This is a genomic window from Sedimentitalea todarodis, from assembly GCF_032595355.1.
Taxonomy (GTDB): Bacteria; Pseudomonadota; Alphaproteobacteria; order Rhodobacterales; family Rhodobacteraceae; genus Sedimentitalea; species Sedimentitalea todarodis.
The window spans coordinates 1-13,925 of the sequence record NZ_JASMWN010000010.1; the positions used below are offsets into that span (position 1 = coordinate 1).

At 60.4% G+C, this 13,925-nt stretch carries 14 protein-coding genes, 1 pseudogene and 1 riboswitch; of the genes and pseudogenes, 6 read left to right on the forward strand and 9 right to left on the reverse strand.

Annotated features, from left to right (window positions below; genetic code table 11):
• Nucleotides 1-342 (reverse strand): annotated as a pseudogene (locus QO231_RS13040) (IS4 family transposase); the annotation flags it as partial.
• Between the two features lie 446 nt (nucleotides 343-788).
• Nucleotides 789-1,130 (reverse strand): ArsR/SmtB family transcription factor, encoded by a 342-nt coding sequence (locus QO231_RS13045; protein WP_316776970.1) that lies wholly within the window; start codon nucleotides 1,128-1,130, stop codon nucleotides 789-791.
• Between the two features lie 281 nt (nucleotides 1,131-1,411).
• Here QO231_RS13045 and napE point away from each other — a divergent pair, with 281 nt between their 5' ends.
• Genes napE through QO231_RS13075 form a run of 6 tightly spaced genes read left to right on the forward strand, consistent with a single transcriptional unit; the run spans nucleotide 1,412 to nucleotide 6,022 of the window.
• Entirely contained in the window at nucleotides 1,412-1,570 is a 159-nt protein-coding gene (napE, locus tag QO231_RS13050) for a periplasmic nitrate reductase, NapE protein (RefSeq protein ID WP_316776973.1), read from the forward strand.
• 13 nt (nucleotides 1,571-1,583) lie between these two features.
• Nucleotides 1,584-2,099 carry a ferredoxin-type protein NapF gene (locus QO231_RS13055; protein WP_316776976.1) on the forward strand — a complete coding sequence of 172 codons (516 nt, stop codon included), beginning with the start codon at nucleotides 1,584-1,586 and terminating at the stop codon, nucleotides 2,097-2,099.
• Complete coding sequence (locus tag QO231_RS13060) at nucleotides 2,096-2,386, forward strand: chaperone NapD (protein ID WP_316776979.1); 291 nt, start codon at nucleotides 2,096-2,098, stop codon at nucleotides 2,384-2,386. Before QO231_RS13055 ends, QO231_RS13060 begins: the two co-directional genes overlap by 4 nt.
• Entirely contained in the window at nucleotides 2,383-4,881 is a 2,499-nt protein-coding gene (gene napA, locus QO231_RS13065) for a nitrate reductase catalytic subunit NapA (protein WP_316776982.1), read from the forward strand. The genes QO231_RS13060 and napA overlap by 4 nt, the downstream gene beginning before the upstream one ends.
• Before the next feature lie 8 nt (nucleotides 4,882-4,889).
• On the forward strand, nucleotides 4,890-5,360 hold the full coding sequence (locus QO231_RS13070; protein ID WP_316776985.1) for a nitrate reductase cytochrome c-type subunit: 471 nt from the start codon (nucleotides 4,890-4,892) through the stop codon (nucleotides 5,358-5,360).
• Nucleotides 5,360-6,022 carry a cytochrome c3 family protein gene (locus tag QO231_RS13075; protein WP_316776988.1) on the forward strand — a complete coding sequence of 221 codons (663 nt, stop codon included), beginning with the start codon at nucleotides 5,360-5,362 and terminating at the stop codon, nucleotides 6,020-6,022. The genes QO231_RS13070 and QO231_RS13075 overlap by 1 nt, the downstream gene beginning before the upstream one ends.
• 79 nt (nucleotides 6,023-6,101) lie before the next feature.
• Here the strand turns inward: QO231_RS13075 and QO231_RS13080 are convergent, their stop codons facing one another.
• From QO231_RS13080 to QO231_RS13110, 7 genes are all read right to left on the reverse strand, one after another.
• The gene (locus QO231_RS13080) at nucleotides 6,102-7,355 is read right to left on the reverse strand and encodes a D-amino acid dehydrogenase (protein WP_316776991.1); all 1,254 of its coding nucleotides are present in this window, start codon (nucleotides 7,353-7,355) and stop codon (nucleotides 6,102-6,104) included.
• A gap of 123 nt (nucleotides 7,356-7,478) precedes the next feature.
• Nucleotides 7,479-7,566: riboswitch (glycine riboswitch) on the reverse strand.
• A 116-nt stretch (nucleotides 7,567-7,682) separates the two neighbouring features.
• Complete coding sequence (locus tag QO231_RS13085) at nucleotides 7,683-8,936, reverse strand: hypothetical protein (RefSeq protein WP_316776994.1); 1,254 nt, start codon at nucleotides 8,934-8,936, stop codon at nucleotides 7,683-7,685.
• The gene (locus QO231_RS13090; RefSeq protein ID WP_316776998.1) at nucleotides 8,933-10,456 is read right to left on the reverse strand and encodes a VWA domain-containing protein; all 1,524 of its coding nucleotides are present in this window, start codon (nucleotides 10,454-10,456) and stop codon (nucleotides 8,933-8,935) included. The genes QO231_RS13085 and QO231_RS13090 overlap by 4 nt, the downstream gene beginning before the upstream one ends.
• On the reverse strand, nucleotides 10,453-11,433 hold the full coding sequence (locus QO231_RS13095) for a VWA domain-containing protein (protein ID WP_316777000.1): 981 nt from the start codon (nucleotides 11,431-11,433) through the stop codon (nucleotides 10,453-10,455). Before QO231_RS13095 ends, QO231_RS13090 begins: the two co-directional genes overlap by 4 nt.
• A complete protein-coding gene (locus QO231_RS13100) occupies nucleotides 11,430-11,912 on the reverse strand; it encodes a DUF4381 domain-containing protein (RefSeq protein ID WP_316777003.1) in 483 nt (160 codons plus the stop codon). The genes QO231_RS13095 and QO231_RS13100 overlap by 4 nt, the downstream gene beginning before the upstream one ends.
• Complete coding sequence (locus tag QO231_RS13105) at nucleotides 11,909-12,865, reverse strand: DUF58 domain-containing protein (RefSeq protein ID WP_316777006.1); 957 nt, start codon at nucleotides 12,863-12,865, stop codon at nucleotides 11,909-11,911. The genes QO231_RS13100 and QO231_RS13105 overlap by 4 nt, the downstream gene beginning before the upstream one ends.
• Nucleotides 12,866-12,884: 19 nt before the next feature.
• The gene (locus QO231_RS13110; protein ID WP_316777008.1) at nucleotides 12,885-13,868 is read right to left on the reverse strand and encodes an AAA family ATPase; all 984 of its coding nucleotides are present in this window, start codon (nucleotides 13,866-13,868) and stop codon (nucleotides 12,885-12,887) included.
• Nucleotides 13,869-13,925 lie beyond the last annotated feature (57 nt).

The following is a 13,925-nucleotide window of genomic DNA, read 5'->3' on the forward strand; positions in this document are numbered from 1 at the left end:
GACCACGGCCAACACGAGGACGTTGACATCGGATTTGCCAATCTTCCAGTTGGTTCGATCAAGACACAGGTACCAACGATCAGGATTGCCGATCAGCGCCATGACGATGCCAACACTCCAATCTTCGGGCAAGATCACATGTTGGAAGAAACGTTGCAGACGGCGGTAGGTTGACGCAACTTTTGCGCGAGCGGGCCGCTCTGCAGCAATATGGGTCAGGTTGACAGTGCGGGCGCTGATCATACCCAGTACGAGCAGGCAGAGCGTCTCAACACGTGACTTGCCCAACGGCACATGCGGGGCTAACAGCTTCTGTAGATCGGCGAGAGCGAAACTGGTCATGGATGAACTCCTTGCAGGGAAAGAGTCCGTGTTCAGAATCGATCTCGTCGATCGGCGCCAGCCCTAAAATCTGAAAATCCACCCTGTGTCGTGTAGTGTGTGGTCTGCTCATGTATCAGAGCTATCACACTGGATTCTCTGGATGAATCCCAAACCCGATTTGCGCGACAGAGCCCCGCGACCTATAGATTCGACCTTTGATCCTCGCTGCGGTCTGCAGGAATGGCAGTCCTTCCGCTGCACAGCGGCACCAGATTTTCCGCTCGTGCGGCATTTCCGATGCTGCGAGCGCAAGCAGCGAAAAAACCCCGGGAACACTAGGGGCTTACAGCCGACCGTGGATGCATTGCAGCATCCGCTGCACCGAATAGAGGTGCGAATGTCGAGACGGCCCAAAAACGGTCTTCGCGATAGTTTCGCTTCGATCAAGGGTATATATTCGAAACCTATTCCGTCAGTTTAGCCGCTTCGCCCAACTCCTGTACCAGAAATCGCTCGAAAGCCTCGAGATTCACCGGTTCGAACTGTCCGAACCCCTGCATCCACACCGACGCCCCGCGCAGGGCGTCGGGCTCCAGCTTGCACCACTTCACGCGCCCGCGCTTTTCCTGGCTGATCAGCCCGGCACGGGTGAGGATGGTCAGATGCTTTGAAATCGCGGCAAGCGACATCTCGAACGGCGCGGCCACATCGGTCACGGCCATGTCGTCTTCGAGCAGCATGGACAGGATCGCCCGACGCGTCGGGTCGGCAAGGGCGGCAAAGACTGTATCCAGAGGGTCCGACATGCCCTTGTCTTACAAGGCTGCGTCCGATTGGAAAAGGCGATAGCAGCGGCGGGTGCCTGGAACACATTGGTTCTGGTGTTGAATTGCAGCACGCAGTGCGGACGCAGTGGTACCACCGATAGGCGGGATTCGACAGGACACGCATTGCGCCCAATCAATCCGGGCAACAACCGAAGAGTTTGCCGCTGTTGACACTTCCGAAAATTCCGTGGATTTTTGAGGCGAGTCCTGTATCGTCTGGACAACAAATTTTTTTGCCGCCTGCCAAGGGAGATAACATCATGCAAAGCGCTCCCGAACCTACGACCAAACGCGAAGAGCGGAACGTGTTCCTGTTTCTGGTCGTTGTTCTTGTACCGGCCCTGGCGGTTGCGCTCGTCGGTTCCTATGGGCTGGCCATCTGGATTTCGCAGATACTCCTCGGGCCGCCACACGGCTAGGAAAAGCTGAACAATGCCAGCCAATGCCAGCTCCTCACTGACGCGTCGCGATTTCCTGCGCAGTCGCGTATCGGCGCCCTTGCCGGAATTTCGGCCGCCGTGGAGCGACGAAGCGACCATACAAACAGCCTGTACAGGGTGCGGTGACTGCATCGCCGCGTGCCCCGAGAACATTCTGGAACTGGATGGCAACAGGCGCGTTCGCGTAGCCCTGCGCGGCGGCGATTGCACGTTCTGCCGTGCTTGTGCCGAGACCTGCGCCGAGCCTGTCTTTGACCTGAATCAAAGTCCTCCATGGCCGGTCGTGGCAGAGATTTCGGGTAATTGCCTGATGGTGGCCGGGATCTCGTGCCAGTTGTGTACAGACATCTGTGAGCCGCGTGCCTTGCGTCTGGACCTTGGGGTGCGCCCGGTCGGGGCGATCCGGTTGGATGCGACGGCCTGTACCGGGTGCGGAGCTTGCCTGAGCCTATGTCCGAACGATGCGATCACACTGTCCGACCCCAGAATGAAAGCCCCAGTTACATGACCCAACCCTTGCATATCTCGAGCCTGCTTGTGCGCAGCCATCCCGACCGGATGCATGGGATCGCTGATCATATTGCCCGGATGCCGCATGCGGAAGTGTCGATGACGGACCCGATCGGCAAGATCGTGGTGGTGTTGGAAACCGACAGCGATCAGGCCATCGCCGATGGTCTGACACAGATTCAGTTGCTCGACGGTGTCGCCAGCGCGGCACTTGTTTTTCACCAGATTTGCGAAGGCGGCGAATTGCTCGCCGATGCCTCGCAAGCCCAAGGAGCCCAGCAATGACCGGAATGACCCGACGCGAAGTGATCAAGGCCCAGGCTGTGGCCGCCGCTGCCCTTGCCGCCGGCCTGCCGATCCCCGCTGCGGCGCAAAACCTCGTGACCGAAGCCGAACTGACCGATCTGAAATGGTCAAAGGCACCCTGCCGCTTTTGCGGGACCGGTTGTTCGATCATGGTCGCCACCAAGGCGGGCCGTGTTGTTGCCACCCACGGCGATACCCAGGCCGAGGTCAATCGCGGGCTGAATTGTGTCAAAGGCTATTTCCTGTCCAAGATCATGTACGGAAGCGACCGGCTGACCCAGCCGCTGCTGCGCAAACGCGACGGCGTGTACCACAAGGACGGAGACTTTGAGCCGGTCAGCTGGGACGAAGCCTTTGATATCATGGCCGAGAAATGGAAAAAGACGCTGGCCGAGAAAGGCCCCGAGGCCATCGGGATGTTCGGATCCGGACAGTGGACGGTTTGGGAGGGCTATGCCGCCTCCAAGCTGATGAAGGCCGGTTTTCGCTCCAACAACATCGACCCCAATGCCCGCCATTGCATGGCCTCTGCCGTGGGCGGGTTCATGCGGACCTTTGGCATCGACGAGCCGATGGGCTGCTACGATGACTTTGAACACGCCGACGCGTTCGTGCTCTGGGGTTCGAACATGGCCGAGATGCACCCGATCCTGTGGACCCGCATTTCAGACCGGCGTTTCAGCCATCCGCATGTCAAAGTGGCGGTCCTGTCGACCTTTACCCACCGCAGCTTTGACCTGGCTGATATCCCGATGATCTTTACGCCGCAAACCGATCTGGTGATCCTGAACTATATCGCCAACTACATCATTCAGAATGACGCGGTGCACCAAGACTTCGTGCGCGATCATGTCAACTTCAAGCGCGGTGTTACCGATATCGGTTACGGACTGCGCCCGGATAACCCGCTTGAGGTGAATGCCGCCAATGCGGGCAATGCCAATGAGTCCGAGCCGATGAGCTTTGAAGAATATGCCGAGTTCGTGTCCGATTACACGCTGGAAAAGGCCGTCGAGATGTCGGGCGTGCCCGCCTCGCGGTTGGAAGAACTGGCCAAGCTCTATGCCGACCCGGACACCAAGGTGATGTCGCTCTGGACCATGGGGTTCAACCAGCACACCCGCGGGGTCTGGGCCAACAACCTAGTGTACAATATTCACCTGCTGACTGGAAAAATCTCAACTCCCGGCAACTCGCCGTTCTCGCTGACGGGCCAGCCTTCGGCCTGTGGCACCGCGCGCGAGGTCGGTACGTTCTCGCATCGCTTGCCTGCCGATCTGGTGGTCACCAACCCGGATCACCGCGCCTTTGCCGAAAAAATCTGGAACCTGCCCGAAGGTACCGTGCCCGGATGGCTGGGCAGTCATGCGGTGAAGCAGAACCGTGACCTGAAAGATGGCAAGATCAACTGTTATTGGGTGCAGGTGAACAACAACATGCAGGCCGCCCCCAACATGATGAACGAGGGGCTCCCGGGGTATCGTAATCCCGAGAATTTCATCGTTGTTTCCGACGCTTACCCGACTGTCACCGCCGAGGCCGCCGACTTGATCCTGCCGGCCGCCATGTGGGTCGAAAAGGAAGGCGCCTATGGCAACGCCGAGCGGCGCACGCAATTCTGGCACCAGCTAGTGGATGCACCGGGCGAGTCACGATCCGACCTTTGGCAACTGGTCGAGTTTTCCAAACGCTTTACCACGGACGAGGTTTGGCCCGCCGAGCTTCTTGATGCCAGCCCCGAATTCAAGGGCAAGACACTGTTCGATGTGCTGTTCGCCAACGGCAAGGTCGACCAGTTCGGGCTTGATGAGGTCAGTGACGAATACGCCAATCCCGAGGCGCAGGATTTCGGATTTTACCTGCAAAAGGGTCTGTTTGAGGAATATGCCGAATTCGGGCGTGGTCACGGTCACGACCTGGCCCCGTTCGAGACCTATCACGAGGTACGCGGTCTGCGATGGCCCGTGGTCGATGGCAAGGAGACTCGCTGGCGTTTCAACGGTGAATACGACCCATATGTGCGCGACGGGAAAAGGATCGATTTCTACGGAAAGAAGGATGGGCGCGCCAATATCTTTGCATTGCCATTCGAGCCCGCCGCCGAAAGCCCCGACGCTGAATACCCGATGTGGTTGTCAACGGGACGGGTGCTGGAGCATTGGCATTCAGGATCGATGACGCAACGTGTACCCGAACTGTATCGCGCGGTTCCCGACGCGCTTTGCTATATGCATCCCGATGATGCTTTGGAGATGAATCTCAGGCGCGGCTCCGAGGTTAAGGTAATCTCGCGACGTGGCGAAATGCGAACGCGGGTCGAGACACGGGGGCGCAACAAACCGCCGCGCGGCCTGGTCTTTGTTCCCTGGTTCGATGCGCGCAGGCTGATCAACAAGCTTACCCTGGATGCGACCGACCCGATCTCCAAACAGACCGATTTCAAAAAATGCGCCGTGCGCATCGAAGCCGTGTGAGGTGTGATATGAAACGTCTGCAATTCCTTCCACTGCTTGCCGTTCTGTTCGTTGGCAGCATCGCCCTGGCGGAAAATCAGGTCGCGACGCTGCGTCCGGACATACCTTTGGATCAGGATGGTGCGGCCACGCAAATACCCGGCGTGGTCAACACCGACATCCGGCAAGTGCGCAACTATCCCGACCAGCCCCCGTTGATCCCGCATCAGATCGACAATTACCAGATCGACGTGAATGCCAACAAATGCCTGACCTGCCACAGCCGCACGGCCGTCGAAATCAGCCAGGCACCGATGGTCTCGGTAACACATTTCATGAACCGCGACGGTCAGACACTCGCCGCTGTCACCCCGCGCCGTTACTTCTGTACCCAATGCCATGTCGTGCAGCATGATGCGCGCCCGCTGGTGGAAAATTCGTTTGCGGATGTCGACAGTGTCCTTGACTATGTGAAGTCACAGCAGGACGAGGCAAACTGATGTGGCGCTTTGTCAAACGGGTCTGGTGGATTGCCCGTCGCCCCAGCACCTTCTTTTCACTGGGCTTTCTGACCATCGGTGGTTTTATCATGGGGATCGTTTTCTGGGGCGGGTTCAACACCGCGCTGGAAATCACCAACACGGAAACCTTCTGCACCAGTTGCCATGAAATGCGGGACAACGTGTTTCAGGAACTGAAGCCGACCATCCACTATTCAAACCGGTCAGGGGTGCGCGCCTCGTGTCCGGATTGCCACGTGCCGCATGAATGGACGCATAAGATTGCCCGCAAAATGCAGGCCAGCAAGGAAGTCTGGGGCAAGATTTTCGGCACAATCAACACCCGTGAAAAGTTCCTCGAGAAACGTCTCGATCTGGCGCGCCACGAATGGGCGCGACTGGAGGCGAACGACTCGCTGGAATGCCGCAACTGCCATTCCGCGATTTCGATGGATATCACCCGTCAGAGCAAGCGCGCCGCCGAGGCGCACGAGCGGTTTCTCTTCACCGGGGAAAAGACCTGCATCGATTGCCACAAGGGCATTGCGCATCACCTGCCTGACATGGGCGAAGCCGAGCAGGACCATGCCAGCCTGTTGCCGGGGTTGGATGCGACCGCGACATCCGAGATTGAAACCTACCTTGGGTCCGGGACTCGCTGACAGAGTGAACGGAGCCAAACCGGCGAATGGCAGCCCTCCGCCGTGTTATGCGGGGCGGAGGGCTGTGCATTCCGGATGATCAGGCTGCGAGCGCCGGTTGCAGGCGCGGCAGGGCAGCCCCGGTTGATCCATGCGCTTCTGCGACCGTTGCGGCCACGATGCGGGCGGTTGCGGCAGACAGCGTCCAGCCAAGGTGACCATGCCCGGTGTTGTAGAATACACCCGGTGCCTGCCCGGCGCCGACGCGGGGTAGCATTGATGGCATCATCGGTCGCAGGCCCGCCCAGGGCGTGACATTTTCGGTCGAAATACCGGGGAAGTGACGCTCGCACCATTCGGTCAGCGGCCGGATTCGATCGGCTCGAATGTCACGATTGTCGCCATTGAACTCGGCGGTTCCGGCAATGCGGAAACGGTTGGCACCAAAACGGCTGGCCACGATCTTGGAACGATCATCCAGCAAACTGATCCAGGGCGCGGCGGCCTGGCTTTCGGCGTCGTCAAGGTTCACCGTGACTGAATACCCCTTGACCGGGTAGATGTTGACGCGATCTCCGAGCTGACGGGCAAAGCCACGGCTCTTGATCCCGGCGCTGACGACAACCGCATCAAAAACCTCGTCGCGGCCTGCTTCGGTCACGCGCACGGTGCCGTTCTCTGCCGACAGGTCTTCGACCTGCGCTCCATAGCGCAGCGTGGCGCCGCGACGGGCACAGGCGCGGGACAGGCCGATGGTGAATTTGTGGATGTCACCGGAACTGTCGCTATCGGTCAGGAAACCGCCGACAAAGTTGCCGTGCAACGCCGGTTCGATATCGCGGATTTCATCGGGGGCGAGCTCGCGGCGCACGAGGCCACCTTCGGCCAGCAATGCGTTGACCTTGCGGGCATGTGCCATGTCGGTTGCGCGATCATAGAAATGCAGGATGCCCCGGCGCTCGAGATCAAAATCGATGCCTTCGCGGTCGGCCATTTCAAACAGCACGGCGCGCGCAGCAATGGCCAGCCGGACAGTTTCAACGGTGTTCTGCTTGTACCGCGGGATATTTGACAGGAACTCTGCCATCCAGCGCATCTTGTGCAGGGTGGGGGCGGGGTTTACCAGCAATGGCGCATCGGCCTGCAGCATCCATTTGAGGCCCTTCAGAACGATGCCCCACTGGGTCCAGACCTCGGCATTGGAGGCGGAGAGCTGGCCTCCATTGGCAAAGCTGGTTTCCATCGCCGCATAGCGGTGGCGGTCAAAAACAGTCACGTCAAAACCGCGATCCAGCAGTTCATAGGCGGTGGTCAGGCCGGTCACACCGGCACCGATAACGGCAACTTTGGTCATGGACATGCTCCTTGCACGTGCGGCATATGCCGCGTGCCCCCTCCGTGCATGGAACCTGAGAGCTTCACCCGAATTATGGGCTTTCTCCTACGGTGGGCCTTGCGAGCCGCTTTCCGGAGTGTTTCAGCCATACCGGTCCTTGGACCTGAGAGTTTCCGGGGCGGTTGCTCCTTCGGCGGCGGTGTAACCCGCCTTCTCCCGGCATAGCCTTCACTATGAAGCGGCGTCTAGGGCATCGGATTGATTCGCGCAACTGATTTGAGTGGGGACTTCAAAGCTGTTCGCAGATGCCATCGGTTCGTTTCAAGATGCAAGGCCCGGCGCGGATCAGGGATTGAGCGGAGGCAGGCTCGAGTGGGTGGAACTCGCGCGCCGCGTGGTCCGTATCCGCGCCCGCGCCTTGCGATACAGCGCACCGACCTGCCGCCAATGATCTGGTGCATCTTGCTGTTCCCCGACGCCAAATCGAGCGGCCCCAACCTTGGCAAGCGCGCTGTTCAGGTCAGCCAAGTTGTCTGATGCATCGGCCGGCGCGAATGCTTTCCAATTGTTCAGGGCCACCATCACTGCGAAAAGATCCTGCTGTGCAATCGCGGCAACAACCGCGTGATGGGCATGGTGCTCGGAGTTGCGCCAGTTGTCGTGCTGCGCGTCCATCCACTGGGCAATCGTGGGCAGTAACCATTTGAAAACACCCCAACCGATGGCGAGGGCCAAAGACGCGAGACCAAGCCATTTGGCGATGTCTGCGGGCTCGGGCGGTTTCGGCGGGGCGCCCGTCACCGTCAGCAAGATTTCAGGGACCGACGCGGTTTCGATCTTTCCGGTCTCCAGATTGAACCAGTCAATCGCGACTTCGGGAAGGGCAATTGTGCCATCTGTCTGTGCCACATAAGTGGTCGTTTCGATGCGGGTCCCGGACAACGTGCCTCGGTCTTCGCTTTCCGTGACAACCGGGTCCTTTGGATAGGGCCGCAAGGCCGTTGCATCGCTCTCTTTGGCAAGTTGCGGGATCAGAACCGGCGTGGTCCCTTCGATGTGCGCGCTCAATGTCCGAGTGATCGCATCCCCCACTGCCAGTTCGCTTTCACCGTCGATCGTCTGTTCAAGCTCGAATCCCTTGGCCAGAACGGGCGGAGACAAGTGTTCGGCGACTTTCGGCAAGCTGGCCTCAAACCCGATATCCGGGAGCGGTGTGGAGTAGCTGATCGGGTCGGTTGTGTCGGGATCTGCATAGGTGATCGCCACTTCACCCGCCGGCAATTGGTATTCGCCGGCGGCCAGCGGATACAACCGATAGGCGCGCTGCACGCCCGACCATGTCTCACCGTCGATCCTTTCACTTATCGGGTTTGTGGCCCGTTCCGGCAGCCGCACCATCAATGACGGAACCTCGAGTGTCGGGAAATCCGGTGAATTCGGCATCCAAGTCGGTACAAGCACCTTGATACGCAGGACCAGTGGCTGGCCGACGACAACCGTGTCGGTCTCCAGTTCGAAACCGATCTGAGGCTCCTGTGCCGATGCCAGACCCCCTGCGAAACAGGCAAGGACAAGAGAAAATGCAAACCGCGGGATCATAGCGCGGCCTCGCTGTTCTCCAGAATGAACCGGCTGCGCAGGAAATCCCCCATGTCGGTGTCGATGCTGTCGATCCACTGTTGCGCAGTCTGTGGGGCGGCGTCTTCGGTCGGGGCCTCGATCTGGGTGTCGGCACCGCGCTGCGATTCATTGTCAAAGACAACTTCGTCCGCACCGATGCCGCTCTCTTCTCCGGTGTCCGATTGTTCCTGCGCGGTCTCTACGTATTCGACGATGGCCCAGGCAATGTCGCGATTGTTCTCGGCCGCTGGAAAATCCGGTTGCCGTTCCAGCGCCGTTTCGAACGCCCGCGCGCCGGGGCGGTATTGCCGGTTCCGAATACGCGACAGCCCTTCTGCAAAGGCCGCATCCGCAGTGCTGATCCCGGCAAAGGTCTCGGCGGCGTCGGCGTATTGACCGGCACGCATCTGTGCGTATCCACGCCACATCGGGTCCGCAAACAGGTCTGCCGCCCGGGCGTAGTCCTTGTTTTCATAGGCCAGCCGACCCTGCTGATCCGGGGTCAGGAACCAATCCTTCCATCCTTCGGCCTGTCCTGCCGTAGGTACATGCAGCCCGAACACCAGCAGGATCACAGCACTCCACCGCATGGTCCAGCCGCGGCGGAACCACAACAGCGCCAGCAGTGCGGCGGGCCAGAGCAACCACGCGCCGCGATCCTCCCATTTCAGCCTGTCATCAGCCAGCAACGCAGCCTTGTGGGCCGACCGCAGGCTGCGTTCGATCAGGGCTATGTCACTGTCATCGGCGCTGAAGGGAACGACGGTGACGTCGCTCAGCCGGTCAAGCTGTGACGGAATTTGACCATCCGGCAAGGTCACCAGCATGACGATCGGTGGCAGTGGTGCGTCGCCTGATGCCTCAAACGCCGCGATATCCGCCGGGTTCAGGTCGTCCAACACAAAGAGAATGGCGCCTGGTGTCTCTGTGGTTTCGTTCATCTCCACCGCGAGCGCCAATGCGGCTGCCGGATCGTCTCCGGCCACCGGCATAACGGCCGGATTCAGCCCCTGCAGCAACGGGCGCAGGATGTTCGGGTCCTCGGTCGGAGGGGAAACCCTGTGTGCACTGCCGGCATAGGCGATCAGCGCGGTTCGAGCGCCGGCGCGTTCGTTGATCAGGTCGAGGATCTTGAACCGGGCGCGCTCCAACCGGGACGGCGCAAGATCCGCCGTTTCCATCGACTCGGTGACCTTGAGGGCGACGACAAGCGGCGCGGTCTCTGACACCAGCGGGTTGGGGATGCGGCTCCAACTGGGTCCAGCGGCTGCGAGCGCCAGAAGCGCAAGGCCCGTCGCCACCCCGTCAATGGGATAGACCCGGCGCGAGCCCGCGTCACCAACCTTCAGGGCATCGGCCAGATGGGGGGCAATTTCGGCGGCCTCGAAATCGCGGGTAACCCTGCGGGGTCGCGCAAGATACCAGAGTGCGGCGATGGCCGGAAGACTTAGCAGCCAAAGCGGCCGCAGGAAATGGAAGGCCTCCAGTGTCTCGATCATGTTGTCCTCCGCCGTGCCTGGATGGTCAGGAATGACAAGGTACACAGGCCGATCAACAGCCCCGCACCTGCGGCGATCCACGAGAGGTTTTCGGTTGGTCGATAGCTGGTGCTCTTGGTGATGCGAGGGGTCATCTCGTCGATCTGCGCATAAATCTGGCCCAGAGCTTCGGCGTCGTTGGCAAAGAAGAACGCTCCGCCCGTGCGTGCGGCGATATTTTCAAGGGCACCCAGATCCACCTTGTCTTCGCCCGAGGCCACGGGATCGCCGACCCCGATGGTCTGAATGACGACGCCGCGATCCGCTGCGATCGTGGCGGCATTGATCGGGGTCATGCGGCTGCTGGTATCGGCGCCATCGCTCAGCAGGATGATCAACCGCTCGTCCACATCGCTGGCCTCGAACGTGCGTACCGCCAGACCGATTGCATCGCCGATTGCCGTGTTGGGACCGGCCATGCCGACTTGTGTCTGATCCAGGAAACCATCCAGGCTCTGCAAGTCTTCAGTAAACGGCGCCTGCACAAAGGCCTTGCTGCCAAACACGATCAGCGCCATCCGGTCGCTGTCACGCGCGGCGATGAAATCCTTCATTACCGATATCACGGCCGCGAGGCGCTGTTGCCGTGCGCCGCCTTCTCCGACAAAGTCGCGTTCGTCCATCGACCCGGAAATATCCAGCGCCAAAACGATGTCGCGCGCCGATTGTTCAATGACGATCGGCTCTCCCAATCGCTCGGGTTGGGCGAGGCCCAGCATGATCAGTGCCCAGATGGCCATGGCGGCACCCATCTGAAGCTTGCTGCGACGTAGCACCGTTGCGCCGACGGATGGCGTTTCTTCCGCCGCTTCGGTCAACATGCGAAAGAACGGCACGCGGATTGCGGCGACCTGTTCCTTGTGCGGCGGCATGAAACGCCAGATCAGCCAGGGCGCGGGCAGCAGCAGCAGCAGCCATGGATTCGCAAGCGTAATCATGTGCGCTGCCCTCGCCGCGCTGTGCTGTGGCCCGAGATCCAGTGCCGTGCAAGTTCTGCGAGTCCAGGTGTCGGGACGACGCTCGTATAGGGCGCATTCGCGAGGACACGGCCGGGACCGTTGGAAAATCCATCCCCGGGCAGGGTCCGGTCCAGATACGCAAGCCAGTGTTCTCCTGTCAGTGCGGCAACCTCCTCTCGCGGGTACGCCGTCAGGGCCGTACGTCGGATGATCTGAGCGATGCGGGCAGGGTCATCGCCAGCCTCGGACAACGCATCCAGTGCGGCCCGGCGGTAGGCATTTGCGCGACGATGGCGAAGAAATTCTCGGATCAACAGTAACAAGGCAACTACCAACCCAATGCCCAGCCAGACCCAGCCCACGGTCTGTGGCATCAGCGAGATCGGCAGAGGCTCGGGTGCCGGTTCCAGCCGGTCGAGCAATTGTACCAAGTTCAGCCCGTCCAGATCGCCGTTCATCTGGTGCGCCTTGTCTGGCCGAGCAGGTGCGAGAGTTGCTCCAGAGCCGGTCGTGCCGTTGTCAGTGGCAGGAAGGGCAGCCCGTATTTGCGCGACCAGTGGTCAAGCTTGGCCAACCGCCCGCGTGTAACGGTTTCGATCCGTTCGCGCACCTTGCCATCGGCTCCGTTGATCTCGGCCTGCAGTTCGCCATCGGAAATGGCAACGCGAAACCCTTCGGGCAATGCGTCGGCCAGCGGGTCGGATACACAGAAGAGCAGCACATCGTTATGCTGTGCCAGTGACCTGAGCAGCCGCTCGGTCTGAACGTCAATGGTGTCAAAATCAGAGAAAACCAGCACCAGGTAATCGGTCTTGGCAATCCGGCCCGCCGCCTTGAGGGCCGCGTTCAACGATCCGGGTTCCGGCACGGCACGGGTCGCGTGAAGCCGTGTGTTGGCATCGGCGACCGAGGCCAGGAACCGGTTCACTGCGGCGGGCGCGCGCACCGGGCGATGTTCGGCAATTGCGTCGTCACCGAACACCAACCCGCCGACGCGATCCCCCTGCGCCAGCAGCCGATGTGCCGCCAATGCGGCGGCCTCGGCGGCAATCACCGATTTCATGTAGACGCGGCTGCCAAAAAACATCGACATCCGCTGATCCACCAGCAGCAGGGCCGGGCGGTCGCGTTCCTCGGTATAGACCCGGACATGGGGCTCGCCGGTGCGCGCCGTCACCTTCCAGTCGATGGTGCGGATGTCGTCGCCGGCAAAGTAATTCCGCAATTCTTCGAAATTCAGCCCCCGCCCGCGCAGCTTGGATGCATGGCGACCGTTCAGAACCGACTGTGCCGGTTGCCGGGGCAGCAGGCTCAGCCGTCGCGCCGGACCCGCCAGCCGCAACAACTGGCGCAGATCCACATGCACGCGCGGGTCGTGCTGGCTTGCCATTGTCTGGGCGCTCTTGGTCATGATCCCTCTCGCGCCGCGCCTAGGGCAGTGCGACCAGCTTGATGATCTCGTCTGTTATGTCGTCGGTGACCTTGCCGTCTCCCTGCGCTTCATAGCTGAGGGCAATACGGTGGCGGAAAACGTCATGCGCGATCGCCCGCACGTCCTGCGGGTCGACATAGTCGCGCCCGGCCATCCAGGCGTGGGTGCGGCTGCATTTATCAAGTGCCAGAGATGCCCGGGGGCTGGCTCCGACTTCGATCCAGTTGCCCAGATCTTCGCTGAGCCTTGCTGGCGTCCGCGTGGCATAGACCAGATCGGCCATATAGCGGTCCATTGCGTCCGACACGTGGATTTGCCCGATCTCGGCGCGGGCATCGAATACCGCTTGCTGTGCAATCTCTTTCGGGGTCTCCTTGGCATCCGGCGCCGGCGCATGCGCGGCCTGTTCCTCGCCGCGCACGAGCCGGATCACGTCGACTTCGTCTTCGACCGGCGGATATGTGATGTTCACATGCATCAGGAACCGGTCCATCTGTGCCTCGGGCAGCGGATAAGTGCCTTCCTGCTCGATCGGGTTCTGAGTCGCCATCACGATGAACAGCGGCTCCATCTTGTGGGTGGTACCGGCAACAGTCACCTGCCGCTCTTCCATTGCTTCCAGCAGCGCGGCCTGCACTTTTGCAGGGGCGCGGTTGATTTCGTCGGCGAGCACGATGTTGGCAAAAATAGGACCGGGATCGAAACGGAATTCGGCCTTGCCCGCACCCTGCAGATAGACCTCGGTTCCGGTGACGTCGGATGGCAGCAAATCGGGTGTAAACTGAATGCGGCTGAACCTTGCATCCAGATTTTTGGCCATGGCTTTGATAGCGCGGGTCTTGGCGAGGCCAGGCAAGCCTTCAACCAGCAGGTTGCCGTTGGCAAGAAGCCCGATGATCAGCCGGTCGATCACATCAGTTTGCCCGATGATGGACTGTCCCATGCGGGCTTTCAGATCGAAAATCTGATCATGTGCTGTCATCCGTGATCTCCGGAGTTTTCTTTTATAAACAATTATCTGTACGTTGATATGACTGTA

Coding starts and splice junctions, on each gene's coding strand:
- QO231_RS13045 (WP_316776970.1), bottom strand. CDS start 1,130: ATGTCGGACCCTCTGGATACAGTCTTTGCCGCCCTTGCCGACCCGACG.
- napE (WP_316776973.1), top strand. CDS start 1,412: ATGCAAAGCGCTCCCGAACCTACGACCAAACGCGAAGAGCGGAACGTG.
- QO231_RS13055 (WP_316776976.1), top strand. CDS start 1,584: ATGCCAGCCAATGCCAGCTCCTCACTGACGCGTCGCGATTTCCTGCGC.
- QO231_RS13060 (WP_316776979.1), top strand. CDS start 2,096: ATGACCCAACCCTTGCATATCTCGAGCCTGCTTGTGCGCAGCCATCCC.
- napA (WP_316776982.1), top strand. CDS start 2,383: ATGACCGGAATGACCCGACGCGAAGTGATCAAGGCCCAGGCTGTGGCC.
- QO231_RS13070 (WP_316776985.1), top strand. CDS start 4,890: ATGAAACGTCTGCAATTCCTTCCACTGCTTGCCGTTCTGTTCGTTGGC.
- QO231_RS13075 (WP_316776988.1), top strand. CDS start 5,360: ATGTGGCGCTTTGTCAAACGGGTCTGGTGGATTGCCCGTCGCCCCAGC.
- QO231_RS13080 (WP_316776991.1), bottom strand. CDS start 7,355: ATGACCAAAGTTGCCGTTATCGGTGCCGGTGTGACCGGCCTGACCACC.
- QO231_RS13085 (WP_316776994.1), bottom strand. CDS start 8,936: ATGATCCCGCGGTTTGCATTTTCTCTTGTCCTTGCCTGTTTCGCAGGG.
- QO231_RS13090 (WP_316776998.1), bottom strand. CDS start 10,456: ATGATCGAGACACTGGAGGCCTTCCATTTCCTGCGGCCGCTTTGGCTG.
- QO231_RS13095 (WP_316777000.1), bottom strand. CDS start 11,433: ATGATTACGCTTGCGAATCCATGGCTGCTGCTGCTGCTGCCCGCGCCC.
- QO231_RS13100 (WP_316777003.1), bottom strand. CDS start 11,912: ATGAACGGCGATCTGGACGGGCTGAACTTGGTACAATTGCTCGACCGG.
- QO231_RS13105 (WP_316777006.1), bottom strand. CDS start 12,865: ATGACCAAGAGCGCCCAGACAATGGCAAGCCAGCACGACCCGCGCGTG.
- QO231_RS13110 (WP_316777008.1), bottom strand. CDS start 13,868: ATGACAGCACATGATCAGATTTTCGATCTGAAAGCCCGCATGGGACAG.